Here is a 24,165-nt window from a genome sequence, read left to right as displayed (position 1 = left end):
GACGGACCGCCGCCCAGTCGCTCCCTCAGGGCGTCATGCCGTGTGCACACTCGTGGGAGCGAGCTTGCTCGCGAAGGCTATATTCCTGACGCAGAAAATCCAGCGACAGCCCCGCCCTCTTCGCGAGCAAGCTCGCTCCCACAAAGCACCGCAAACTCCTGTAAGAGCGACCGGGCGGCGATCCGCTTTGCCCGCGAAGGGCCAGTCGTGCTTTCTACAGTCGAGAAGGCATGTCAGACCAGCACGATCTGATTCTTGCCCTGGCGCTTGGCCTGATACATGGCAGCATCGGCACGGCCGTAGAGGGTTTCCAGGCTTGGGTCTTCCGGGCCCAGGTTGGTCAGGCCCTGGCTGGCGGTGATGCTGAAGGTGGTGCCGCCTGACTGGAAGTTCTGGCGCTGGATCTCGCGTTGCAGGCGCTCGGCGATCTGCATGGCCATATCCGGCGCGCAGCCTGGGAATACCGCGGCGAACTCTTCGCCACCGATACGCCCGAACAAATCACCACGTCTAAGTGCCGAGCGGCCACTTTCAGCGATGCGTTGCAGCACGGTATCGCCTTCCTGATGGCCGTAGGTGTCGTTGACCAGCTTGAAGTCATCGATATCCAGCAGCAGAAAGGCCAGCGGCGTGCCGTTGAGGCGAGCCAGTTCGAACTCGCGCTGGGCGCATTCAAAAAAGTGCCGACGGTTGCTGCTCTGGGTCAGCACGTCGGTGGTTGCCAGGCGTTGCAGCTCATCCTCGAGGTGTTTCTTGTCGGTGATGTCTTCGGCGATGCCCACCACGATCAGACGCTGGCTGGCGTCGGCGCGATGGCTGACGAAGCATTTGTCGCTGAGCCAGCGTACTTCACCGTCCGCACGGATGATTCGGTACTCGCGGTCCTCTATCGAGCCTTTCTCGATTACCTCGTTGAGGCTGCGCTCGGCGTAGTTCAGGTCATCCGGGTAGATACTGTCGCGCCACTCGCTGTAATCGGCCAGCAGCAAGCCCGCCGAGCGGCCGAAGATACGCTCGTACGCCGGGCTGACATAAATCATGTGCTGGGTTTCCCAGTCAAACGCCCACAGAACAGCATTCACGCTCACCAACAATGAGCTGAACAGTTGTTCACGCTCGCTCAGGCGGGCAACTTCTGCCTGGGCGTGCATCAGGGCTAACAGGGTTTCTGCGGCTGCGGGCATATCAGTGATCGGCGTGCCGGGTAGGGAGGTAGGAGGCTGCTTTTCCATAAGATCCATCTCAAGCGTTACGGCCAGTGCCGTGCCCTATCCCGTTTGGCGGGAAAGTTGATGAGATAGATTGGCAGGGGATAAGTTCCGGGACCGGCGCACCTGCGGGAGGCGCGCCGATCAACGGTATCAGGCGTGGGCGGGGCGTAGCGAGTAGGTTTTCAGCTGGTCGGCGAACTCACGCAGCGAGTGAATACCACTGGCTTCGGCCTCGTGAATCCACTCTTTGATGGCTGAAAGCATGTCATGGCCATTGCTGCTGGTCTTGACCCAGATCTGCTGCAACGCCAGACGCTTTTCGTAGATCACTTTCAACGCATGGCTGTGTTCCAGCATGGTCTGGATGCGCAAGTGGTGCTTGTCATCGAGCAGACTGGTCTCACGTGACAGCAGCCGTTTGGCACGACTGAACTGATGACGCACCGATTCGTCGGCCTTGGCCAGTTCCTGGGTAACCAGCGGCGCAATTACCAGCTTGCGATACTGCGCCATGATCTGGAAACGGTTGTTGAGGATCGCCATGGCGGTGTCCATGTCCATGTGGCCCTTGCCTTCGACTCGATGGGCGATGGGCGCGACCCGCTGGACTTTGGCCAGACCCAGGAAACTGAACAGCTTGATCCACGCCCAGCCCATGTCGAATTCCCAGGGCTTGACCGACAGCTTGGCCGAGTTGGGATAGGTGTGGTGGTTGTTGTGCAGCTCTTCGCCGCCGATCACGATGCCCCACGGCACCAGATTGGTGGCCGCGTCACGGCATTCGAAGTTGCGATAGCCGACGGCATGGCCCAGACCGTTGACCACGCCAGCAGCCCAGAAGGGAATCCACATCATCTGCACGGCCCACACGGTGATACCGAGGGCACCGAACAGCGCCACGTCGATGACCGCCATCAGGGCGATACCCAGCAGCTTGTAGCGCGAATACAGGTTGCGCTCGATCCAGTCTTCCGGGCAGTTCTTGCCGTAGATACGCAGGGTGTCCTGGTTCTGCGCTTCTTCGCGGTACAGCTCGGCGCCTTTGCGCAGCACGGTGGACAGGCCTTTGACGACCGGGCTGTGCGGGTCGTCGACGGTTTCGCATTTTGCGTGGTGTTTGCGGTGGATGGCTGTCCACTCGCGGGTGTTCTGGGCAGTGGTCAGCCACAGCCAGAAACGGAAGAAGTGTTTCAGCCCCGCATTGAGCTCAAGCGAGCGGTGGGCTGAGTAGCGGTGCAGATAGACCGTGACGCCGACAATAGTCACATGGGTCATCGCCAGCGTGACTGCTATTACCTGCCAGACAGAAAGGTCGAGCAAACCGTTGTACCACATAGGCTGTTTGGCCCTCGTAAAGATACTCATGAAGAAAAAAGTTACGCGTGCATTATCACTGACATCCCACAGAAAACCAGTCACCCTTTCAGATAAGAGTCGCAGGATGTTTCTTGCTTTATAATTCCGGCTTTATCTGAGGTTCTTCGTTTCCGATGTCAGATTACTCCCTTGGCGCGCTGCGAACGGCCGTCCTGTATGGGCTGCTGTCCATTTTGTGGTTTGTGACGTGCGACCTGTTGCTGCCCTTTTTCATCGAAGAACCCGCTCGATTGGCGTTCTGGCAACTGATGACCGGTTACAGCTGGGTGTTGCTCAGCGCGGTCATGATCTTCATCGCACGTTACAGATTAAGGAGCCTTATCGGCGGCGATGCGCTTTTTCAGCGCCAGCAAACCGATTACGACCGGCTGCGGCTGGCGGAAGCGGTGTTCGACAGCACCCGCGAAGGGGTACTGGTCAGCGATGCGCAGGGCCGCATCGTTCACGTCAACCGCGCTTTCGTCGATATCACCGGCTATCAGGCCGAAGAAGTGCTGGGCCTCAACCCCAGCAAGTTCAAGTCCGGCCGACACGGCCCGGAGTTCTACAAACAGATGTATCACTCGATCATCAGCGAGGGCCAGTGGAGCGGCGAGATCTGGAATCGGCGCAAAAGCGGCGAGATCTACCCGCAATGGCAGACCATTCGCAGTGTTATGGGCAACGACGGCCAACCCAGGCACTTTGTAGCGGTGTTCTCCGACATAACAGCTATTAAACGCTCCGAGCAGGAGCTGGCCCAGTTGATTCACTTCGATGGGCTGACCGATTTGCCCAATCGCCTGCTGCTGACTGATCGCATCAGCCAGGCGCTGACTTCGGCGCGCGCCAGCAAACGCGGCTGCGCACTGTTGCTGATCGACCTGGACCACTTCAAGAACATCAATGACAGCCTGGGCCACAACGTGGGCGACGATGTGCTCAGGGCCGTCGCCGAGCGGCTCAAGAGCGTGTCCGGCAACGAAATGACCCTGGCGCGTCCGGGTGGCGACGAGTTCGCCCTGTTGATCAAGAATTGCTCGCAGATGGTTCAGGCTGCCGCACTGGCACAGCAGGTGATCGATGCGCTCAAGGCACCTTTCGCGATTGCCGCGCATCAGCTGTTTGTGACTGCCAGCATTGGCATCAGCCTGTTCCCCGGCGATGCGCTGACCGCCGAGCAACTGTTGCGCAATGCAGACTCGGCGCTGTTCAAGGCCAAGGGCGACGGTCGTGAGTGTTATGCGTTGTACACCGAGGAATTGACTGCTCACGCCCAGCAGCGCGTGCAACTGGCCTACGAGCTGCGTCAGGCCGTCGAACTGGAACAACTGCGGGTCTTCTATCAGCCGGTTCATGATCTTGTCACCCGCCGTATTCGCGGTGTCGAGGCTCTGGTGCGCTGGCAGCACCCCGAGCGCGGGATGGTTTCGCCGGGGGAATTCATTCCGATTGCCGAGCAAAGCGGGCTGATCGCCGATATCGATGCCTGGGTCTTGAAAACCGCCTGTCTGCAAATGAAGGCCTGGCTGGCGGAAGGTGTACCGGTCGAGTTTGTCGCGGTAAACGTCTCCAGCCGCCTGTTCAATCATGGCGACCTCGACCGTCGGGTAGCACAGGCACTGCATGAGACCGGGCTTGAGCCTGCCTTTCTGGAGCTGGAAGTGACTGAAAGCGCGGTCATGGAAGACCCCGAACAGGCGATCGAACAATTGCATCGCCTACGCGAACTGGGCCTGAGCCTGGCCATCGATGACTTCGGTACGGGTTATTCTTCGCTGTTGCGGCTCAAGCGCATGCCGGTTCAGAAGCTGAAGATCGACCAGGGTTTTGTGGCTGGACTGCCGGGCGACGATGACGATATTGCGATTGTGAAAGCGGTCATCGCGCTGGCCGGCAGCCTGGGCATGCGGGTGCTGGCTGAAGGCATCGAGCATGCCAATCAGGCTGCGTTCCTGCTGAGCAACGGTTGCCAGTTGGGCCAAGGCTACTGGTTTGCCCGGCCAATGGTCGCGCAAGCGATCGACTGGACGCATGCACCGGTCTTCGAGCAGCCCGGCTGAAGCTGCCAGAGCAAGGCTTGCCAGGGTGTGCAACGCATCTTGGCGAAATCTCCAACCGCTAAATTTCTTTTGGTTATATCTGCATTCTTAAATAGTCTTTTTAAGAATATCCGCACCTCACTATTATTGCCTTACCGCCATACGCCATCGCCCCAAGTCGCGACGGCCGGCTCCTCATCTTTCAAGGAATAAGGCAATGAGCGCATCTCTACGTAGTGTTGACGGTCAGGACGAAGCAGCAATTCTGCGTGAAATTCAAAGTGCGTTGCGTGACCTGCGTTTTGGTGCCGTCGAAATCACTGTGCACAACGCACAAGTGGTGCAGATCGAGCGCAAGGAAAAGTTTCGTTTGCAGAACCCCGCTGCCAAGCAGAGCTGAAGCGGCATCACCCGACTGGTCAACCGGAGGGTTTCATTCTGACTCCTGATACCTCCTCTGAAAAAAGCAGCGCGCCCGTGCGGATGCCGTTCTGACGCGCCAAGAAGAAATTAAAAAAGCCAACACACCGCATTTCCAGGAGCTTCATCTATGTCCATTCGCCGTTTCGCTCTGGCCGCTCTCGCCAGTGCTGTTTTTGCAGGTTCGGCTGTTGCCAAGGATTACGAACTGCTCAACGTGTCTTACGATCCGACACGCGAGCTTTATCAGGATTACAACGCAGAATTCGTCAACTTCTGGAAAAAATCCCATCCGGACGACAAGGTCGAGATCAAACAGTCGCACGGTGGCTCAGGCAAGCAGGCCCGTGGCGTGATCGACGGTCTGCGTGCTGACGTGGTGACCCTGGCACTGGCCGGTGACATCGACGAAATCGCCAAGCTGGGCAAGACCCTGCCGGAAAACTGGCAGACCCGTCTGCCGGACGCGAGTACGCCTTACACCTCGACCATCGTGTTTCTGGTGCGCAAGGGCAACCCCAAAGGCATCAAGGACTGGGGTGACCTGATCAAGAAAGACGTCTCGGTGATCACACCGAACCCGAAAACCTCCGGCGGTGCGCGCTGGAACTTCCTGGCTGCCTGGGCTTACGGCCTGAAGGCGGGCGGCGGTGACGAAGCCAAGGCCAAGGAATACGTGCAGACGCTGTTCAAGCACGTGCCGATTCTGGATACCGGTGCGCGCGGTTCGACCATCACCTTCGTCAACAACGGTCAGGGTGACGTGCTACTGGCGTGGGAAAACGAAGCGTTCCTGGCGCTGAAAGAAGACGGCGGCAAAGACAAGTTCGATATCGTCGTGCCGTCGCTGTCGATTCTCGCCGAACCTCCGGTAGCCGTAGTCGACAAAAACGCCGAGAAGAAGGGCAACACCGAAATCGCGACTGAATACCTGAAGCACCTGTACAGCAAGGAAGGTCAGGAAATTGCGGCGAAAAACTTCTATCGTCCACGTGATGCCGAAGTGGCCGCCAAGTACGAGAAGCAATTCCCGAAACTCGATCTGGTGACTATCGACAAAGACTTTGGTGGCTGGAAAACTGCGCAGCCGAAGTTTTTCAATGACGGCGGCGTGTTCGACCAGATTTACCAAGCGCAATAAACCGAATCAGGATGCCGCGCGAGTGGCATCGCAGGTTGGGTCAAGCAGCCCGGATTAACCTCCGGGCTTCGTGCAAGTGAAACCAGGGACTTTTATGTCGCGTCGTATCTCCCCCGTCATACCCGGCTTCGGGCTGACGCTGGGCTACACCTTGGTGTACCTCAGTCTGATTGTGCTAATACCGCTGGCCGCCATGTTCGTGCATGCCGCGCAGCTGACCTGGGATCAGTTCTGGACCATCATCACGGCACCACGCGTGATCGCGGCGCTCAAGCTGAGTTTCGGCACCGCTTTCTATGCGGCCCTGATCAATGGCGTGATCGGCACGCTGCTGGCCTGGGTGCTGGTGCGTTACACCTTCCCCGGTCGCAAGATCATCGATGCAATGATCGATTTGCCGTTCGCCCTGCCGACTGCTGTGGCCGGTATCGCCCTGACAGCGCTGTACGCGCCCAACGGCTGGGTCGGCCAGTTCGCGGCTGATCTGGGTTTCAAGATCGCCTACACCCCGCTGGGTATCACCCTGGCGCTGACCTTCGTCACCCTGCCGTTCGTGGTGCGCACCGTGCAGCCTGTGCTGGCCGATATCCCCAAGGAAGTCGAAGAAGCCGCTGCCTGCCTGGGCGCGCGTCCGTTACAGGTATTTCGCCACATCCTCATACCGGCGTTGCTGCCTGCCTGGCTGACCGGCTTCGCTCTGGCGTTTGCCCGTGGCGTGGGCGAGTACGGTTCGGTGATTTTCATTGCCGGCAACATGCCGATGAAAACCGAGATCCTGCCGCTGCTGATCATGGTCAAGCTCGACCAGTACGACTACACCGGCGCAACCGCTATCGGCGTGATGATGCTGGTGGTGTCCTTCATTCTGCTGCTGCTGATCAACCTGCTGCAGCGGCGCATTGAAACCCCATCCTGAGGAGGCGCAGAACATGTCTTATTCATCTGTTTCAGCCGCCGCCTCTGCCAACGCCGCCCGTCGTGGCAGCGCGGTGTCGCGACGCATTCTGATCGGCCTGTGCTGGCTGGTGTTCTTTCTGTTTCTGGGCCTGCCGCTGTTCATCGTGGTGTCTCAGGGGCTGAAAAACGGTCTGGGCGCGTTCTTTACCGCAATCCTTGAACCGGATGCCTTGTCAGCGCTGAAGCTGACGGTCATTGCGGTCCTGATCTCGGTGCCGCTCAATCTGGTATTCGGCGTCAGCGCCGCATGGTGCGTGAGCAAATATTCGTTCCGCGGCAAGAGCATTCTGGTCACGCTGATCGACTTGCCGTTCTCGGTATCGCCAGTCATTGCCGGTCTGGTCTACGTACTGATGTTCGGTGCGCAGGGCTTGTTCGGGCCGTGGTTGCAGGACCACGATATCCAGATCGTCTTTGCCCTGCCGGGCATCGTGCTGGCGACCATTTTCGTCACCGTGCCGTTCGTTGCACGTGAGCTGATCCCGCTGATGCAGGAGCAGGGTACTCAGGAAGAAGAGGCCGCACGGCTGCTGGGCGCCAATGGCTGGCAGATGTTCTGGCACGTCACGGTGCCGAACATCAAATGGGGCCTGATCTACGGCGTGGTGCTGTGTACGGCACGGGCGATGGGTGAGTTTGGCGCGGTGTCGGTGGTTTCCGGGCACATTCGCGGCGTCACCAACACCCTGCCGCTGCACGTCGAAATCCTCTACAACGAGTACAACCACGTTGCCGCCTTTGCCGTGGCGAGCCTGTTGCTGATCCTGGCGCTGTTCATCCTGCTGCTCAAGCAGTGGAGCGAATCCCGCATTAACCGTCTGCGCCATAACGCGGCGGAGGAATAATCATGTCGATCGAAGTCCGTAACGTCAGCAAGAACTTCAACGCCTTCAAGGCCCTGAACAACATCAGTCTGGACATCCAGAGTGGCGAGCTGGTGGCGTTGCTCGGCCCGTCAGGCTGCGGCAAGACCACCCTGCTGCGCATCATTGCCGGTCTGGAAACCCCGGATGACGGCAGCATTGTGTTCCATGGCGAAGATGTGTCCGGTCACGACGTGCGTGATCGCAACGTCGGGTTCGTGTTCCAGCATTACGCGCTGTTCCGCCACATGACGGTGTTCGATAACGTCGCGTTCGGCCTGCGCATGAAGCCCAAACGCGAGCGCCCGAATGAAACGCGCATCGCGGAAAAGGTCCACGAACTGCTGAACATGGTGCAACTGGACTGGCTGGCCGACCGTTATCCGGAGCAGTTGTCCGGTGGTCAGCGTCAGCGTATCGCTCTGGCCCGTGCCTTGGCGGTCGAGCCCAAAGTGCTGTTGCTGGACGAGCCGTTCGGCGCACTGGACGCCAAGGTACGCAAGGAACTGCGTCGCTGGCTGGCGCGCCTGCACGAAGACATCAACCTGACCTCGGTGTTTGTGACTCACGATCAGGAAGAAGCCATGGAAGTGGCCGACCGCATCGTGGTGATGAACAAGGGCGTGATCGAACAGATCGGCTCTCCGGGCGAGGTGTACGAGAACCCGTCCAACGACTTCGTCTACCACTTCCTGGGTGACTCCAACCGCCTGAGCCTGGGCGAGGAAGGGCACCTGTTGTTCCGTCCGCATGAAGTGTCGTTGTCGCGTCAGGAAATCGAAGACCACCACGCCGCCGAAGTCCGCGACATCCGCCCGCTGGGCGCGACAACACGGGTCACGCTGAAAGTGGAAGGGCAGAGCGAACTGATCGAGGCCGAAGTGGTGAAAGACCACGACAGCCTGGTAGGCCTGGCCAAGGGCGAGACACTGTTCTTCAAACCGAAGGTCTGGCAAAAGCTTTAAGCCCACCCCCCCGACTATCGTTCCCATGCTCCGCATTGGGACGATAGTGATCTCGAGACTTTCATCGTTCCCATGCTCCGCGTGGGAATGCCTTTCTGGACGCTCTGCGTCCGATCTTGAGTGCGCGGCGTCAGCACGAGCATATGACGCGGAGCGTCACGAACTGCATGCCAACGCGGAGCATTGGCACGATAGTGATCTCGAGATTTCATCGTTCCCATGCTCCGCGTGGGAATGCCTTTCCGGACGCTCGGCGTCCGATCTTGAGTGCGCGGCGTCAGCACGGGCATGTGACGCGGAGCGTCACGAACTGCATGCCAACGCGGAGCATTGGCACGATAGTGATCTCGAGATTTCATCGTTCCCATGCTCCGCGTGGGAATGCCTTTCCGGACGCTCGGCGTCCGATCTTGAGTGCGCGGCGTCAGCGCGAGCATGTGACGCGGAGCGTCACGAACTGCATGCCAACGCGGAGCATTGGCACGATAGTGATCTCGAGATTTCATCGTTCCCATGCTCCGCGCGGGAATGCCTTTCTGGACGCTCTGCGTCCTCGGGCGGTTAGCGCACTGACAACGCGAGCATGAATGCGGCAACAATGCCGCATACGGCGAACAGCTGTTGCAGGCGTGGGCCGGCGAGGTAGCGGGCGACTTGCCTGCCGGCTATCAAGCCGATGACTGCGCCTAGTGCAAAAGGCGCACCCACCGTCCAGTGCATCACCCCGCTCAAGGAGGCGGTGATGACGCTGCCCGTCGAGACCAGCGCAATCACCGCCAGTGACGTCGCCACAACGCTTTTCATGCCCAGGTCGCTGTAGCGGGTCAACGCCGGAATGATCACGAAACCGCCGCCCATACCTAATAGCCCGGACAATAACCCTGAACCCACGCCCGTCAGCGTCAAAGCGCGCAGGCACGGCATGGTCCAGCGCAAACGGCCTTGCAGCGGGTTGAGCACGCAGGGCAGCATTTCTGCGCGTGGCGGCGGTTGGCCGTGGCGCAATTCGCGGCTGGCCCTGATGAACATGCGCGTGCAGGCGTACAGCAGCACGACCGAAAAGACCAATGCCAGCGGTGTATTGGGCAGCCGATGGGCGAGCCACAGGCCAAGAGGTGCCATCAGCACACCAATGGATGCGATGTACCCGGCAGCGCGATAGCGGACGATACCCTGACGCAGCCCCAGTACCGCACCGATTCCCGCCGCCAGCCCGACGGCCAGCAGGCCGACAGGTGCCGCTTCGACAATCGACAGGCCAAGACCAAAAACCAGCAGCGGGACCGCGAGAATGCCGCCGCCCGCACCTGTCAGCGCCAGTACCACGCCAATGATCGCCCCCAGGCCAACGCCCAGCAGTTGATGCTCATCCATGCCTGGCGTCAGCCTTTTCCGGTTTGGCCAGCCATTCACGTCCCTTGAGCATGCCATGCCAGTAAAGTACGGGCAGCACGCGTTCTTTCAGCCACCAGGCCAGCCGGGTCGGTTGACGGCCATCCAGCAGCCAGCGCGGGAAGCTCGGCGCAACCTTGCCGCCATAGGTGAATTCAGCCAGTACGATCCGGCCTTTCTCGACGGTCAGAGGGCATGAGCCATAACCGTCATAGGCGGCAGACTCACTCAGACGACCCAGCGCGACCAGCACATTATTGGCCACCACCGGTGCCTGCTTGCGGGCGGCTGCGGCGGTTTTGGCGTTGCTGGTATTGGTGGCATCGCCCAGACCATGAACATTGGCGAACTGTCGGTGCCGGAGCGTGGCAGGGTCCACGTCCACCCAGCCTGCGGCATCGGCCAGCGGGCTGCTGCGAATGAAGTCGGGGGCAATCTGCGGTGGCACCACGTGCAGCATTTCAAAGCTGTGCTCGACGGTCTCGCTGCTGCCATCGGCCTGCGTGCGAACAAACGTAGCGCGCTTGCCCGGCCCGTCGACTGCCACCAGCCGATGGCTGAACTTGAGGTCGATGGCGTAACGCTCGATGTACTTCATCAGCGCCGGTACATAGTCCGCCACACCGAACAGCACGCCACCGGCGTTGAAGAACTGCGTGTTGATCTGCGCCAGACGACCGGTTTTCAGCCAATGATCACAAGACAGGTACATGGCCTTCTGTGGCGCACCGGCGCATTTGATCGGCATGGGCGGCTGAGTAAACAGCGCGCGCCCTTGCTTCAAGCCCTGCACCAGCTTCCAGGTATAGGGTGCCAGGTCATAGCGATAGTTGGAGGTCACGCCGTTGGCACCCAGCGTCTCGACCAACCCGTCGATGGCCGCCCAGTCCAGCTTCAGACCGGGGCAGACCACCAGTTGCTGATAGCCAAGCGTGCGCCCGTCGGCGAGCGTCAGGGTATTGTGCTGCGGTTCGAACGTCGCCACGGCGGCCTTGATCCACTGCACGCCTTTGGGAATCAGCGACGCCATGCTGCGTGCCGTCGACTGCGGCGTGAAAATGCCCGCGCCGACCATGGTCCAGCCCGGCTGGTAATAGTGGGTATCGGCAGGGTCGACCAGCGTGATCTGCAGGGCAGCATCACGGGCGAGCAGGCTTGCGGCGGTGGCGATACCGGCAGCACCGCCACCGACGATCAGGATCTGACAGCTAGTTGTCGAAGCATTCATCACAGGGTTTCCCAAGGCGGGCAGCAGTCAAAAGGCATTGAGCGGGATCTTCAGGTAGACGACGCCGTTGTCTTCCGGCTCGGGAAAGTGCCCGCAGCGCATGTTGACCTGCACCGAAGGCAGCATCAGTACGGGCATATCCAGCGTCACGTCACGGGCTTCACGCATGCTGACGAACGCGTCTTCATCTACGCCGTCATGAACATGGATGTTGCTGGCGCGCTGTTCGGCGACGGTGGTCATGTATTTCAGCTCACGACCGTTGGGCAGGTAGTCGTGGCACATGAACAGCAGGGTGTCAGGTGGCAACGCCAGCAACTTGTGAATGGAGCGGTACAGCGTGCGCGCATCGGCTCCGGGAAAGTCGCAACGGGCGGTGCCGTAATCGGGCATGAACAACGTGTCGCCGACAAACGCGATGGTTTTGTCGTCGACCTGCACCAGGTAACTCATGCACGCCGGTGTATGCCCGGGCGTATGCATGGCCTTGACCTGAAGTGTTCCGAGGGCAAACGGGGCGTTATCTTCCAGCAGCACATCGAACTGGCTGCCATTGCGGGCAAAGTCAGACGGTGCGTTGAACAGCGCGCCAAAGGTTTCCTGCACGGCGGTGATATGGCTGCCGATGACGATTTGTCCGCCAAGCTGCTGTTTCAGATACGGCGCAGCCGTGAGGTGATCAGCATGCACATGGGTTTCGAAAATCCACTGCACCGAAGCCCCCAGCGCCTGTACCCGGCCGATCATCCGGTCGGCAGACTCGGTCCGGGTGCGGCCCGACTTGGGGTCGTAATCGAGCACGCTGTCGATCAGCGCGCACTGCTTGCTGTCCAGGTCCATCACCAGGTAGCTGATGGTCCAGGTATGGCTGTCGAAGAGGGCTTCGACATAAAGTTTTTCACCGATGATCATGTGCAATTCCCATGGCTGTAAATCGCCTCGAGGCCCGTTTGGTCAGGCCGGACGGTTGGCAGTCGTTGCTATGACTTCTCAATAACCATGCCAACGGCCGGAAAACCTGTTGAGCATAGTAAATACAGGGCGTCGAGGGATTCTGCGGAAACCCGCATGATGGCTGCCAAGGCGCTGACTGCCACATTTTGGCAGTCGCTTGGCAGACAGTGGCATAAGCTGGCAGCGAGATGGGTTAAGCTGCGACCAATCCACAGGAGCAAGCATGAACCTCATCGCCACCGATTTTCCCGGCAGTCGCATGCAGTCGCTGGTGTCATACCTCGAACATGACCTGCGACCGACCATCGTTCTGGACACCAACTACAACATCATCGCGGCCAACACCGCCTATCAGCGCCAGTTCGGCGTTGAAGGCACGCCACATGTGGGCGAGAAGTGTTATCGGGTGTCACATCAGTTCGCGGTGCCGTGCGATCAGGCCGGTGAGCATTGCCCGATGCGCAAGGCCCACGAAACGCGGCTTCCGGAGCGTTTGCTGCATATTCACCATACGCCTCGCGGCCCTGAGCATGTGGATGTGGAGCTGCGGCCGATTCTCGATGACGGGGGTGAAGTCATCGCCTACGTCGAGCGACTGAGTTCGGTGGCCGTGGCGTCGGTCCAGCCGCAGCAGCACGGGCTGGTCGGTCGTTCAGCGGCGTTCAAGGAAGTTCTGGGTGCCTTGCAACGCGCTGCGCCCGCGCAGATTCCGGTGCTGCTGCAGGGTGAGTCGGGTACCGGCAAGGAATTGTTCGCTCGCGCACTGCACGCCAGCAGCGCCAGATCCGCCGGGCCGCTGGTGGTGGTCGATTGCACCGGGCTTACCGAAACCCTGCTGGAGAGCGAGCTGTTCGGCTATGAAAAGGGCGCGTTCACCGGCGCGTTGCAGCGCAAGACCGGTCTGGCCGAAGCCGCTCATGGCGGCACGTTGTTCCTTGATGAAATCGGCGAGGTGCCGCTGGCCATGCAGGTCAAGCTGTTGCGGCTGATCGAGTCAGGCAGCTTCCGCCCGGTGGGCAGCCTGCGAACGGTGCATTCGGATTTTCGGCTGGTGGTGGCCACCCACAAACCGCTCAAGGAGATGGTCACCAACGGCAGTTTTCGCCAGGATTTGTTCTACCGCATCAGCGCTTTCCCGATCCGTCTGCCGGCACTGCGCGAACGCAGTGAAGACCTGCCGCTGCTGATCGACAGCCTGCTGCAACGCATCGCGCCCGGCGCTGCTCCGCGTGTCGACCCCTCGGCCATGAACCTGCTGAGTGTGTACAGCTACCCCGGCAACATTCGCGAACTGCGCAACATACTCGAGCGCGCCCGCCTGTTTACCGATGACGGCGTTATTCGCGTGCAGGATTTACCCGCTGAAGTGCGCGGTCAGGGCGAAGAAGCGGGTGGCGTGACTTACCGGCAGCAGGACGACGGCCTGGAGAAACTCGCCCATGCACTGCGAGTGTTCAACGGCTCGCGCAGTGAGCTGGCCAGAGAGCTGGGGCTGAGCGAACGCACTCTTTATAGACGTTTGCGTGCCCTCGGCATTCCGCGCTGAAGCACGCACACGGCGACGCAGAGCGTCGAGAACTGCATTCCCACGCTGGAGCGTGCGGAACGATCATCGTAACTATCGTACGGCGCTCCGCGTCGTATGCCTTTCTGGACGCTCCGCGTCCTCTTGGCGACGCAGAGCGTCGAGAACTGCATTACCACGCTGGAGCGTGGGAACGATCATCGCAACTATCGTGCGGCGCTCCGCGTCGCATGCCTTTCTGGACGCTCTGCGTCCTCTTGGCGACGCAGAGCGTCGATACCTGCATTCCTACGCTGGAGCGTGAGAACGATAACCGCAACTATCGTGCGGCGCTCCGCGTCGCATGCCGTTCTGGACGCTCCGCGTCCTCCCTTGAACACGTTACTTGAACGTCACAACCCCTCCGGCCAGGGATTCAACCCGCGCCAGCGATTCAACGCGATAGCCCTGTGCATCCAGTTCAGCACGACCGCCCTGGAAGGACTTCTCGATCACGATCCCCAGCCCGGCCACAGTCGCACCGGCCTGTTTGATGATCGAGATCAGCGCCTGCGAGGCTTTGCCGTTGGCGAGGAAGTCATCGATGATCAGCACGTGGTCGTCGCTGCTCAGATGACGCGGCGAGATCGCCACCGTGCTCTCCACCTGTTTGGTGAACGAGTACACGGACGCCGACAGCAGGTTTTCGGTCAGGGTCAGGGACTGGTGCTTGCGGGCGAAAATCACCGGCACGCCCATGTTCAGACCCGCCATGACGGCCGGCGCAATGCCGGAAGCTTCGATGGTCACGATTTTGGTCACGCCAGCGTCGGCGAACAGACGGGCGAACTCGTCACCAATTTCCTTCATCAAGGCCGGATCGATCTGATGGTTGAGAAACGCATCGACTTTCAGCACCTGGTCGGACAATACGATGCCTTCTTCGCGAATTTTCTTGTGCAGTGCTTCCACTTCAATTCCTAGACTGCGCCATTGCGCAATAAATGATCAATTTCGTTTGTCGACTAGCGTTTCAGCATGGCGCGAATATCGGCAAGCGCGGTATTGCCGCGAACCGCTTTGACTTCCGTCGGAGTGTCGTCATTGCCTTCCCAGGCCAGGTCATCCGGGGGCAGCTCATCCAGAAAGCGGCTTGGCGCGCAGTCGATGATTTCACCGTACTGCTTGCGCTTGGCGGCGAACGTGAAGGCCAGAGTCTGCCGCGCGCGCGTAATACCGACATAAGCAAGACGGCGTTCTTCTTCGATGGTGTCGGCTTCGATGCTGGAGCGGTGCGGCAGGATCTCTTCTTCCATACCCATGATGAACACGTAAGGAAACTCCAGACCCTTGGAGGCGTGCAAGGTCATCATCTGCACGCCTTCGGCACCATCTTCCTCTTCCTGCTGACGTTCAAGCATGTCGCGCAGGACCAGCTTGCCGATGGCTTCCTCAATGGTCATGCCGCCTTCTTCGTCCTTTTCCAGCGTGTTTTTCAACGCCTCGATCAGGAACCAGACGTTACTCATCCGGTAATCAGCGGCCTTTTCGCTGGAGCTGTTCTGCCGCAGCCAGTTCTCGTAGTCGATGTCCATGACCATGCTGCGTAGCGCGGCAATGGGGTCGTTCTGCGCGCATTGCTGGCGCACGCCGTCCATCCAGCGCTTGAAGCGCTGCAAGCGGTCGGTGTAACGGCTGTCCAGGTGCTCGCCCAGGCCGATTTCTTCGGTGGCGGCGTACATCGAGACCTTGCGTTCGGTGGCGTAGTTACCGAGTTTTTCCAGCGTGGTCGAGCCGATTTCTCGACGCGGCACGTTGATGACCCGCAGGAAGGCGTTGTCGTCATCCGGGTTCACCAGCAAACGGAAATACGCCATCAGGTCTTTCACTTCCTGGCGACCGAAGAAGCTGTTGCCGCCCGAAAGTCGATACGGCACCTGGTGATGCTGCAATTTGAGTTCGATCAGCTTGGCCTGGTAGTTGCCGCGATACAGGATGGCGAAGTCGCTGTAGGGTCGGTCGGTGCGCAGGTGCAGGGTGAGGATTTCCATCGCCACGCGCTCGGCTTCGGCATCTTCGTTACGGCAACGGATGACACGGATTTCGTCGCCGTGGCCCATCTCGGACCACAGTTGCTTTTCGAAGGCGTGCGGGTTGTTGGAGATGAGCACGTTGGCGCAGCGCAGGATGCGGCTGGTGGAACGGTAATTCTGCTCCAGCATGACCACTTTCAACGACGGGTAGTCGTCCTTGAGCAGCATCAGGTTTTCCGGTCGCGCACCGCGCCAGGCATAGATCGACTGGTCGTCGTCGCCCACCACGGTGAACTGGTGGCGCGAGCCGATCAGCAGTTTAACCAGCAGGTACTGGCTGGCGTTGGTGTCCTGATATTCGTCCACCAGCAGGTAACGCACCTTGTTCTGCCATTTCTCCAGAATGTCGGCGTGTTCCTGGAACAGCTTGACCGGCAGCAGAATGAGGTCGTCGAAGTCCACCGCGTTATACGCCTTGAGCGTGCGCTGGTAGTGGGTGTAGACGATGGCGGCGGTCTGTTCCTTGGGGTTGCGGGCGTTTTCCAGCGCGTCGGCAGGCAGGATGAGGTCGTTTTTCCACGAACCGATCATGTTCTTGATTTCGTCGACACCGTCGTCGCCCGAATACTCTTTCTGCATGATGTCGGTCATCAGGGCCTTGACGTCGGTCTCGTCGAAGATCGAGAAGCCCGGTTTGTAGCCCAGCCGCGTGTGTTCCTTGCGGATGATGTTCAGACCCAGGTTGTGGAAAGTCGAGACCGTCAGGCCGCGTCCTTCGCCGCCTCGGAGCAGCGTACCGACGCGCTCCTTCATCTCGCGCGCGGCCTTGTTGGTAAAGGTCATGGCGACAATGTACTGGGCGCGGATGCCGCAGTTCTGGATCAGGTGCGCAATCTTGCGGGTGATCACACTGGTCTTGCCGGAACCGGCACCGGCGAGCACCAAAAGAGGGCCGCCGACGTAGTTCACGGCTTCCTGCTGCCGGGGATTGAGTCGGGACATGGCGGTATGAAGAGTCGTCTGTAAAAAAGGTCGGGCATTTTAACAGGCCCACGGGTTTGTGCAGCGGTCATCGTAGCCAGACAGTGATCGCTATCTAATTCTTCTGTTTTTGTTACATTTGCGCCGCGACGCAACGATACGTGTATTTGTCACGCTCCAGCGGGAGTGCGGCCACCGGTTTTTCCTTTGCACTTAGGAAGTTAGATTGCCTACACCTGTCGAACCCTTGCGATTGCTGTTATTGGCGCACGAGCCTTTCTGGTACGCGCTGCTGCGCGATTGCCTCACTGCGCCGGGCAGCAACGTAATACTTCTGCATGGCGAGAACTGGGACGCTTTCAGCGCCGGGTACGCTAACGAGCGCAGCACCGTGCTGCTGACAACGCCCGACCTGCAGCCCAGAACCGGAACCTGCCTGCTACCCACCGTGGTGCTGCTCGAAAAGGAACCGCTGGTCGGACCGAGTGGCGTCAGTGACTGGCTGGTGCGCGATGCATTGACCGGCGATGCGCTGCGCCGCTGCCTGCGCTATGTCCACGAGCGCAGTCGCCTGGAAGACAGCCTGCGGCGTCTGGTCGGTCAGGACCCATTGACCGGCATCGCCAATCGTCAGGGTTTTCAGACGCTGTTGACGGCGCGTCTGGCCGAGGGTGGCAGCCTGGCGCTGGGGCATCTGGACCTGGACAACTTCCGCCGCGCCAACGATTCGCTGGGGCATCAGGCCGGTGACCGACTGATTCTGCAAGTCGTGGCACGTCTGAAAAACCAGCTCGCTGCGGGCGATCAGCTTGCACGCCTGGGCGGCGACGAATTCGCCCTGTTGATTGACACCCGCACAACACCTGCACGCGCCATGCAACTGGCCGAGCGAATTACTGACGTGCTGTCCGAACCCTACTGGGTCGATGGCGAAAGCCTGCTGCTGGGTTGCAGCCTGGGCATTGCCCATTCACAAACCCGGCCCGAAGCAGACCCGCTGATGTGGCACGCCCACATCGCCATGCGCCAGGCCAAGAGCATGCAGGGCTGCACCTTTCATCTGTTCGACGAGCGCATCAACCGCAACGCCCGCAGCCTGGCCGATCTGGAAGGCGAGCTGCGACGAGCCCTGCGCCGCGATGAACTGGAGCTGCATTATCAGCCGCGGCTGTGCCTGGAGACCGGGCGCGTTGTCGGCCTGGAAGCGCTGGTACGCTGGCGCCACCAGGCGCGCGGGCTGCTGCCGCCCAGTGAATTCGTGCCATTGGCCGAGCAAAGCGGCCTGATCGTGCCGCTCGGCTACTGGGTCATCTTCCGCGCCCTGCGTGACATGCAGGCCCTGCGCGAGCAAGGATTTGCGCCGTTGCATATGGCGATCAACCTGTCGTTCCGGCAATTTCAGGACAGCCAGTTGTTGCCGACACTGAGTCGCCTGATTGAGGAGCTCAGCGTCGACGCGCACTGGCTGGAGTTCGAACTGACCGAAACTGCCGTCATGCGCCGCAGCGATCAGGTCCTGCAGACCATGGACGCAATGCGGCGGCTGGGTGTGCGCTTCTCGCTGGATGATTTCGGTACGGGCTATTCATCGTTCATGCACCTCAACAGCCTGCCCATCGCGCTGCTCAAGATCGACATGGGCTTTGTCGGGCAGATGGAGCTACGCGAAGAGAACCGCAAGCTGGTCAACGCCATGATCAAGCTGGCCCACAACCTGAACCTGGAAGTGGTCGCCGAGGGCGTCGAAACCGCCGGGCAACTGGAGTTGCTGCGCGATTTCGGCTGCGACCAGGTGCAGGGTTATCTGATCAGCAGGCCGCTGCCGATAGCGGATCTGGTGGCTTACCTGCGCTCGGAAGCCGCCAATACGGGTGCATCAAACTCCGGATGACGGCGCGCCGGATCAGGCCGGCACCGCCAACCCGGCTGCCTCCCGACGCAACAGGCGAGCCGTCTTCCATTCAAACGCATAGGTCAGCGCCACGGCCGAGCAGAACAGACCCAGCGCCAGCCCCCACCAGACGCCTGAAGCACCGGCATCGGTAGAAAAGCCGAGCAACCAGGCGGCAGGCGCGGCAATCAGCCAGTAACAGCCCAGACCGATCAGGAACGTGGTGCGCGCATCCTTGAGCCCGCGAATCGCCCCCATCGCAATCGTCTGAGTACCGTCGAAGAACTCGAACAGGGCCGCAATGGCCAGCAGTTTTGCGGCCAGCACGACAATCTCGGCAAAGGCCGGGTCATTGATATCCAGAAACAGACCGATGACCACATTAGGCGCCAGCCAGAACAGCAACCCGAACATCAGCATCACGCAGCCGCCAAAACCGATGCCCAGACGGCCAGCCATGCGCACCATCAACAGGTTGCCCGCGCCATAATGCTGGCCGATACGCATGGTCACCGCATAGGACATTCCCACCGGAACCATGAACGCCATGGACACTGTCTGCAGGGCGATCTGGTGCGCGGCCATTTGCGTACTGCCCATTGCCCCCATGCAGAACGCTGCGAAGGTGAACAGGCCGACTTCCACCGCATACGTGCCGCCAATCGGCAGGCCGAGACGCCAGAGTTCTTTCAGGTGGCTGCGCGACAGCTTCGACAGCCCCTTGCTGATCGGGTACGCCGCGTAGGCCGGATGGCGCTTGATATGCAGTGCCAGCGCCAAGGCCATGCAGTTGGTCACAATCGCGGTCACCAGCCCGATGCCCATCAGCCCCAGATTCGGCAGCCCGAACCATTGATGAATCATCGCGTAATTGAGCGCGAAGTTTGCGGCCGCACCGGCCAGACTGATGGTCATGACCGGCCCCGCACGCCCGAGTGCGCTGGTGAAGCCGCGCAATGCCATGAAGCTGAGCAAGCCAGGCAAGGCAAAGGGCAGGGTGATCAGAAACTGGGCAGCCATATGCACGTTGGCTTCGGCCTGACCGAACTGCAACAGGATGGGTTCGAGGTTCCACAGCAGCAGCGCGGCAACCAGCGCCATGCCCCACGCCAGCCACAGACCGGCCTGGGTCAGGCGCGTCGCACCTTCGGTATCACCTGCACCATGGCGAATCGCGACCAGCGTGCCGACCGCAGCCATCACGCCCACGCAAAAGAATGAAACAAAGCTGTACGTGGCCGCACCCAGGCCACCGCCTGCCAGCGCCTCCGGGCCGATCTTGCCCATCATCACCGTGTCGGTGAACACCATCAGCATGTGCGCCATCTGCGATGCAATCAGCGGCCCGGCAAGGCGCAGGATGATCCAGAGTTCTTTAAGTGCGGGCTGCATGTGGGCGGTGCTCTACGGCGGAGTTCGGATGAGGGCCTATTCTGGGGGGTTGCACGCGCAAGCACAAAACGATAAACCTGATGCGCTGCATGAGTAAAACTCATCTGAAGCGATTTGCAGTAAAGTAGCCACTCATCGCCAGCAGGAAGCGCCATATGCCTCGCAGTCTCCCCCCTCTTTATGCACTAAGGGCATTTGAAGCTGCGGCGCGGCATACTTCGTTCACGCGGGCGGCCGAGGAGCTTTCGATCACTCAAAGTGCAGTAAGCCGTCACATCCGCACGCTGGAAGAGCACTTTGCCTGTCGTTTGTTTCAGCGCAACGGGCGCAACTTGCAACTGACCGAATCAGCGCGTGCGCTGTTGCCCGGCGTGCGTGATGGGTTTCTGGCGCTTGAGCGAGCCTGCAGCACCTTGCAGACCGACGAAGGCATTCTGCGCATGAAAGCGCCATCGACGCTGACCATGCGCTGGTTGCTGGCGCGGCTCAGTCGCTTCCGTCATCTGCAAGTAGGCAACGAGGTGCAGCTGACCAGCGCCTGGATGGATATCGATGCCGTGGACTTTACTCTGGAGCCTTTCGACTGCGCGATTTTACTCAGTCACGGGCATTTCCCCTCGGACTGGGAAGCCACCTTGCTGTTCCCGGAGCTGTTGATTCCGGTGGGGGCACCTACGTTGTTGAAGGACCCGCCATGGGACGTGAAGCGGCTGGCCAAGGCCGAGTTGCTGCACCCCACCCCTGACCGGCGTGACTGGCGCACCTGGCTGAACCGCATGGGGCTGGCCGATCAGGTGTCGCTCAAAGGCGGGCAGGTGTTCGATACGCTTGAGCTGGGAATGATTGCAGCGGCACGCGGTTACGGCGTATCGATGGGCGACTTACTTATGGTCGCCGAAGACGTGGCGCAGGCCCGTCTGAGCCTGCCGTGGCGCACCGCGGTATTCAGCGGAGAAAATTATTATCTGGTCTGGCCGCGCACAAGGCCCGGCGCAGAGCGGTTGCGTCGCCTCAGCGATTTTCTGCAGACGGAAGTCAACGCTATGGAGTTGCCGTTAGTTGAAGTACTGCATTAAAAATTAGTTTAGTATTGAACTGCCATCATTGGTTAATGTCGCGACCGTTACTCAAGTAACGACTCTGGTGGCCGAAGCACTGCTTAACGACTGCATGTTCAGGCAGCTTAAAACACTCATTAATTTGTTCGCTGAATGGTAAGCCACGGATCAGGCAACTCCAATCATTCGGCATGGAGTCTCTATGTCCAAGCCCCGTACCCGAATTGCCTCGCAACTCGGTATTGCTCTGGCCGTGATCCTGGCTGTGGTTATCAGCGGCAGCACCCTGTTCGCGTTAAGGTCTCTGGACGCGTCCAACCTGGTCATTCGCGAAGAGCACATGTCGAGCGAAGCCAGATTGCTCGCCGACCAGTTGAGCACATTCCACAGCACCCTGCGTGATAGCACTCAGCGCCTCAGTGGTCTGTTCGAAAAGCGCTTTGCCGGTGGCCTGAGCCTGCAACCCGACAAACCGGTCACGGTAGCGGGCACCTCCACGCCAGGCCTGTTCCTGCGTGATACCGCACTGAACAACGATTTTGCCGAGGTTGATGAATTCCGCTCGATGACCGCGGGCGTGGCGACGATTTTCGTGCGCAGCGGCGACGACTTCGTCCGTATCAGCACCTCTCTGAGCAAACAGGATGGCACGCGCGCCATCGGTACCGTGCTGGATCGCAAGGGCGCAGCCTACGAGCGTTTGATCGCCGGTCAGAGCTATGTGGGCAAAGCGGTGTTGTTTGATCGCTATTACATGACTCAGTACAGCCCGGTTCGCGACAGCAGCGGCAAGATCATTGCGGCGTTGTTTGTAGGCTTCGATTACACCGATGCACAGAAAACCCAGTTCGATAACCTCAAGAGCTTCCGTATCGGCTCTACCGGCTCGCTGGCACTGCTCGACGACAAGGGCACCTGGCTGGTACCACCGGCAGGCGTCAAATCCCTGGATGGCGCCGCGGAGTCAGTGGCCGACCTTGCCAGCAAACCGGGCAAGGCGCAGTTCTGGGATGACGGCGATGACGACTACTACAGCGTTGGCCAGCCGTTTGCCGGTGGCCCCTGGACCGTCATCGCCAGCATGCCGCGTGACGAAATCAGTGAAGTGACCTGGAACGTCGGCACCCAGCTGGCCATCGGCAGTGTGCTGGCCATGCTGATCGCAGTGATCAGCGCGATCTGGCTGCTGCGCAGCAAGCTGCGTCCACTGTCCGAACTGGTACGCCAGGCCGATGCATTGGGGGCGGGCGACCTGAGCGTACGCCTCAATGTGACCAGCAACGACGAGATCGGGCAACTGTCGGGCAGCTTCAACAAGATGAGCGAAGCGCTGTCGTCGATGGTCGCGCATATCCGTACTGCGGCGCAGGAAGTCAGCACCCGCGCTCACGCATTGTCCGGCCTGTCCGGTGGCGCGTTCGAGGGCATGGAGCAACAGTCCGGCGAGATCACCAGCATGGCCGGTGCCGTCGAGGAGTTCAGCGCCACGTCGATGAACATCGCTGACAACATGAGCAATACCGAGCGTCTGGCACAGGAAAATGCGCAGCAGACGCGCATTGGTCGTACCTCGATGGACGAGGCGTCTTCATCGCTGCAACAGATCGCAACCTCGCTGAGCAGTACGGCAACGGTCATCGACACACTGGGCCAGCGTTCGCAGGAGATCGGCAGCATTGTCGGGGTGATTACCTCGATTGCCGACCAGACCAACCTGCTGGCACTCAACGCCGCCATCGAGGCCGCACGTGCCGGTGAACAAGGCCGCGGCTTTGCCGTGGTGGCTGATGAAGTGCGCAGCCTGGCTTCTCGTACCCGTGAAGCGACGGACGAAATCTCCGGCATGATCGCCAGCATTCAGCAGGAAACCGGCAACGCCATCAGCACCATGCAACAGGGCAACACCCTGATGCAGGAAGGCCTGTCGCTTAACGCCAAAGTGGCCTCGGCACTGGCCCAGATCGACGAACAAAGCCGCTCGGCCGGTCACCAGTTCGCCGCCATCACCACCGCCACCCAGGAACAAAGCAGCACCGCCACCATGCTCAGCAGCAACCTGCAAAGCATCGCCATGGCCAACAGCGAACAGCGCCAGGTGATGTCCAACCTGGCGGTCACCGCTCAGGAGCTGAATGGGTTGGCGACTGAACTGCGTAACGAGGTTGACCGGTTCCGTTGATGGCTGCTGGAAGCCTGACACTATCGTACCCATGCTCCGCGTGGGTACGCCGTTCTAGACGCTCTGCGTCCTCTCCTGAATAAGCGACGTGGCGTAAATCCATGACGCAGAGCGTCACGAACGGCATTCCCACGCTGGAGCGTGCGGAACGATAATCCCAACTGTCGTGCCGAAGTTTTTCAGCCATCGTGCGATGCTCCGCGTCGCATGCCGTTCTGGACGCTCTGCGTCCTCTCCTGAATAAGCGGTGTGGCGTAAATCCATGACGCAGAGCGTCACGAACGGCATTCCCACGCTGGAGCGTGCGGAACGATAATCTCAACTGTCGTGCCGAAGTTTTTCAGCCATCGTGCGATGCTCCGCGTCGCATGCCGTTCTGGACGCTCTGCGTCCGGTCTTGCGTTTGCGGTGCGGCGCAGACTTGTGACGCAGAGCGTCACGAACGGCATTCCCACGCTGGAGCGTGCGGAACGATAATCCCAACTGTCGTGCCGAAGTTTTTCAGCCATCGTGCGATGCTCCGCGTCGCATGCCGTTCTGGACGCTCTGCGTCCTCTCCTGAATAAGCGGTGTGGCGTAAATCCATGACGCAGAGCGT

18 protein-coding genes and 1 pseudogene are annotated in these 24,165 nt (G+C 60.1%); 11 read left to right on the top strand and 8 right to left on the bottom strand.

What is annotated here, in order from left to right; translation table 11 throughout:
* Window positions 1-233: 233 nt before the first annotated feature.
* Window positions 234-1,232, bottom strand: coding sequence for a GGDEF domain-containing protein (locus KP808_RS00425; protein ID WP_044324137.1), 999 nt, complete (start codon window positions 1,230-1,232; stop codon window positions 234-236).
* Between the two features lie 129 nt (window positions 1,233-1,361).
* Window positions 1,362-2,546 carry a delta-9 fatty acid desaturase DesA gene (gene desA / locus KP808_RS00420; protein ID WP_044321075.1) on the bottom strand — a complete coding sequence of 395 codons (1,185 nt, stop codon included), beginning with the start codon at window positions 2,544-2,546 and terminating at the stop codon, window positions 1,362-1,364.
* Window positions 2,547-2,701: 155 nt separating this feature from the next.
* On the opposite strand from desA, the gene dibA reads away from it, so the two are divergent.
* The 6 genes from dibA (at window position 2,702) to KP808_RS00390 (ending at window position 8,955) form a co-directional block, all read left to right on the top strand.
* Window positions 2,702-4,630 carry a phosphodiesterase DibA gene (gene dibA, locus KP808_RS00415; protein ID WP_057403403.1) on the top strand — a complete coding sequence of 643 codons (1,929 nt, stop codon included), beginning with the start codon at window positions 2,702-2,704 and terminating at the stop codon, window positions 4,628-4,630.
* A gap of 196 nt (window positions 4,631-4,826) precedes the next feature.
* Window positions 4,827-5,009: a sulfur starvation response protein OscA gene (oscA, locus tag KP808_RS00410; RefSeq protein WP_002551397.1), complete on the top strand. Its 183-nt coding sequence runs from the start codon at window positions 4,827-4,829 to the stop codon at window positions 5,007-5,009.
* 150 nt (window positions 5,010-5,159) lie between these two features.
* A complete protein-coding gene (locus tag KP808_RS00405) occupies window positions 5,160-6,170 on the top strand; it encodes a sulfate ABC transporter substrate-binding protein (RefSeq protein ID WP_002551396.1) in 1,011 nt (336 codons plus the stop codon).
* Between the two features lie 94 nt (window positions 6,171-6,264).
* A complete protein-coding gene (gene cysT / locus KP808_RS00400; protein WP_230017241.1) occupies window positions 6,265-7,086 on the top strand; it encodes a sulfate ABC transporter permease subunit CysT in 822 nt (273 codons plus the stop codon).
* A 13-nt stretch (window positions 7,087-7,099) separates the two neighbouring features.
* A complete protein-coding gene (cysW, locus tag KP808_RS00395; protein ID WP_004662918.1) occupies window positions 7,100-7,972 on the top strand; it encodes a sulfate ABC transporter permease subunit CysW in 873 nt (290 codons plus the stop codon).
* 2 nt (window positions 7,973-7,974) lie between these two features.
* The gene (locus tag KP808_RS00390; protein ID WP_002551393.1) at window positions 7,975-8,955 is read left to right on the top strand and encodes a sulfate/molybdate ABC transporter ATP-binding protein; all 981 of its coding nucleotides are present in this window, start codon (window positions 7,975-7,977) and stop codon (window positions 8,953-8,955) included.
* Between the two features lie 561 nt (window positions 8,956-9,516).
* On the opposite strand, the gene KP808_RS00385 is transcribed toward KP808_RS00390, so the two are convergent.
* Genes KP808_RS00385 through KP808_RS00375 form a run of 3 tightly spaced genes read right to left on the bottom strand, consistent with a single transcriptional unit; the run spans window position 9,517 to window position 12,487 of the window.
* Entirely contained in the window at window positions 9,517-10,329 is an 813-nt protein-coding gene (locus KP808_RS00385; RefSeq protein ID WP_230017240.1) for a sulfite exporter TauE/SafE family protein, read from the bottom strand.
* Window positions 10,322-11,575: an NAD(P)/FAD-dependent oxidoreductase gene (locus KP808_RS00380; protein WP_230017239.1), complete on the bottom strand. Its 1,254-nt coding sequence runs from the start codon at window positions 11,573-11,575 to the stop codon at window positions 10,322-10,324. The genes KP808_RS00385 and KP808_RS00380 overlap by 8 nt, the downstream gene beginning before the upstream one ends.
* A 27-nt stretch (window positions 11,576-11,602) precedes the next feature.
* Window positions 11,603-12,487 (bottom strand): MBL fold metallo-hydrolase, encoded by an 885-nt coding sequence (locus tag KP808_RS00375; RefSeq protein ID WP_219170705.1) that lies wholly within the window; start codon window positions 12,485-12,487, stop codon window positions 11,603-11,605.
* A 265-nt stretch (window positions 12,488-12,752) separates the two neighbouring features.
* Between KP808_RS00375 and KP808_RS00370 the strand changes: the two genes are divergently transcribed.
* Entirely contained in the window at window positions 12,753-14,075 is a 1,323-nt protein-coding gene (locus tag KP808_RS00370; protein ID WP_230017238.1) for a sigma-54 interaction domain-containing protein, read from the top strand.
* Window positions 14,076-14,435: 360 nt separating this feature from the next.
* On the opposite strand, the gene KP808_RS00365 is transcribed toward KP808_RS00370, so the two are convergent.
* Complete coding sequence (locus KP808_RS00365) at window positions 14,436-15,005, bottom strand: xanthine phosphoribosyltransferase (protein ID WP_054071560.1); 570 nt, start codon at window positions 15,003-15,005, stop codon at window positions 14,436-14,438.
* 53 nt (window positions 15,006-15,058) lie between these two features.
* Window positions 15,059-17,068, bottom strand: a complete 2,010-nt coding sequence (gene rep, locus KP808_RS00360) for a DNA helicase Rep (RefSeq protein ID WP_004660029.1) — start codon at window positions 17,066-17,068, stop codon at window positions 15,059-15,061.
* Between the two features lie 205 nt (window positions 17,069-17,273).
* On the opposite strand from rep, the gene KP808_RS00355 reads away from it, so the two are divergent.
* A complete protein-coding gene (locus tag KP808_RS00355) occupies window positions 17,274-18,938 on the top strand; it encodes a putative bifunctional diguanylate cyclase/phosphodiesterase (protein WP_230017237.1) in 1,665 nt (554 codons plus the stop codon).
* 12 nt (window positions 18,939-18,950) lie between these two features.
* Here the strand turns inward: KP808_RS00355 and KP808_RS00350 are convergent, their stop codons facing one another.
* Window positions 18,951-20,330, bottom strand: coding sequence for a NorM family multidrug efflux MATE transporter (locus KP808_RS00350; RefSeq protein ID WP_230017236.1), 1,380 nt, complete (start codon window positions 20,328-20,330; stop codon window positions 18,951-18,953).
* A 155-nt stretch (window positions 20,331-20,485) separates the two neighbouring features.
* Between KP808_RS00350 and KP808_RS00345 the strand changes: the two genes are divergently transcribed.
* The 3 genes and pseudogenes from KP808_RS00345 to KP808_RS26020 all read left to right on the top strand — a co-directional run bounded on the left by KP808_RS00345 (window position 20,486) and on the right by KP808_RS26020 (window position 23,567).
* Complete coding sequence (locus KP808_RS00345; protein WP_002551384.1) at window positions 20,486-21,406, top strand: LysR substrate-binding domain-containing protein; 921 nt, start codon at window positions 20,486-20,488, stop codon at window positions 21,404-21,406.
* A 184-nt stretch (window positions 21,407-21,590) separates the two neighbouring features.
* A pseudogene (locus KP808_RS26025) lies at window positions 21,591-22,664 on the top strand (Cache 3/Cache 2 fusion domain-containing protein); the annotation flags it as partial.
* Between the two features lie 42 nt (window positions 22,665-22,706).
* Window positions 22,707-23,567: a methyl-accepting chemotaxis protein gene (locus KP808_RS26020; RefSeq protein WP_407692690.1), complete on the top strand. Its 861-nt coding sequence runs from the start codon at window positions 22,707-22,709 to the stop codon at window positions 23,565-23,567.
* Window positions 23,568-24,165 lie beyond the last annotated feature (598 nt).

The sequence above is a fragment of the Pseudomonas savastanoi genome, from assembly GCF_020917325.1.
In the GTDB taxonomy this organism is placed as follows: Bacteria; Pseudomonadota; Gammaproteobacteria; order Pseudomonadales; family Pseudomonadaceae; genus Aquipseudomonas; species Aquipseudomonas amygdali.
The sequence above is the reverse complement of the archived record's forward strand: the minus strand, read 5'-3'. Positions and strand labels throughout refer to the sequence as shown.